Origin of the sequence: Citrobacter sp. JUb117, assembly GCF_024809055.1 — a bacterium.
Classification (GTDB): domain Bacteria; phylum Pseudomonadota; class Gammaproteobacteria; order Enterobacterales; family Enterobacteriaceae; genus Citrobacter; species Citrobacter gillenii.
This window is the reverse complement of sequence record NZ_JANUFB010000022.1, coordinates 1-1,160: the sequence shown is the minus strand read 5'-3', so window position 1 is coordinate 1,160 and position 1,160 is coordinate 1. Positions and strand designations below refer to the sequence as shown.

2 tRNA genes and 2 rRNA genes are annotated in these 1,160 nt (G+C 49.1%); all 4 read left to right on the top strand.

The window, feature by feature from the left end:
- Positions 1–81, top strand: a 16S ribosomal RNA gene (locus tag M2374_RS22270); the annotation flags it as partial.
- Between the two features lie 70 nt (positions 82–151).
- Positions 152–228 (top strand) — tRNA-Ile (locus tag M2374_RS22265).
- Positions 229–337: 109 nt separating this feature from the next.
- Positions 338–413 (top strand) — tRNA-Ala (locus M2374_RS22260).
- Between the two features lie 206 nt (positions 414–619).
- Positions 620–1,160, top strand: a 23S ribosomal RNA gene (locus M2374_RS22255); the annotation flags it as partial.

Here is a 1,160-nt window from a genome sequence, read left to right as displayed (position 1 = left end):
CTTACCACTTTGTGATTCATGACTGGGGTGAAGTCGTAACAAGGTAACCGTAGGGGAACCTGCGGTTGGATCACCTCCTTACCTTAAAGAAACGTTCTTTGTAGTGTCCACACAGATTGTCTGATGAAAAATTAGCAGTAAAAATCTCTGCAGGCTTGTAGCTCAGGTGGTTAGAGCGCACCCCTGATAAGGGTGAGGTCGGTGGTTCAAGTCCACTCAGGCCTACCAAATTTGCCCTGATACTGTGTTGTGAAACGACTCGCATACTTCAGTATGCTTCGTCATTCCACGCCTTGTCTCAGGACAAATTATCGGTACAGAGATGAAGTATTACGATGGGGTTATAGCTCAGCTGGGAGAGCGCCTGCCTTGCACGCAGGAGGTCTGCGGTTCGATCCCGCATAGCTCCACCATCCTTTACTGCAAAAACACAAGAAAACTTCAGAGTGTGCCTGAAAAGGTTCACTGCGAAGTTTTGCTCTTTAAAAATCTGGATCAAGCTGAAAATTGAAACGACACACTGTGTCTGTTCTCCGTAATAAGAACAGACAAGCGGTGTGTTCGAGTCTCTCAAATTTTCGCAACACGATGTGTTTTACGAAACATCTTCGGGTTGTGAGGTTAAGCGACTAAGCGTACACGGTGGATGCCCTGGCAGTCAGAGGCGATGAAGGACGTGCTAATCTGCGATAAGCGTCGGTAAGGTGATATGAACCGTTATAGCCGGCGATTTCCGAATGGGGAAACCCAGTGTGTTTCGACACACTATCATTACGTGAATACATAGCGTAATGAAGCGAACCGGGGGAACTGAAACATCTAAGTACCCCGAGGAAAAGAAATCAACCGAGATTCCCCCAGTAGCGGCGAGCGAACGGGGAGCAGCCCAGAGTCTGAATCAGCATGTGTGGTAGTGGAACGGTCTGGAAAGTCCGACGGTACAGGGTGATAGTCCCGTACACAAAATCGCATGTGTTGTGAACTCGAAGAGTAGGGCGGGACACGTGGTATCCTGTCTGAATATGGGGGGACCATCCTCCAAGGCTAAATACTCCTGACTGACCGATAGTGAACCAGTACCGTGAGGGAAAGGCGAAAAGAACCCCGGCGAGGGGAGTGAAAAAGAACCTGAAACCGTGTACGTACAAGCAGTGGGAGCC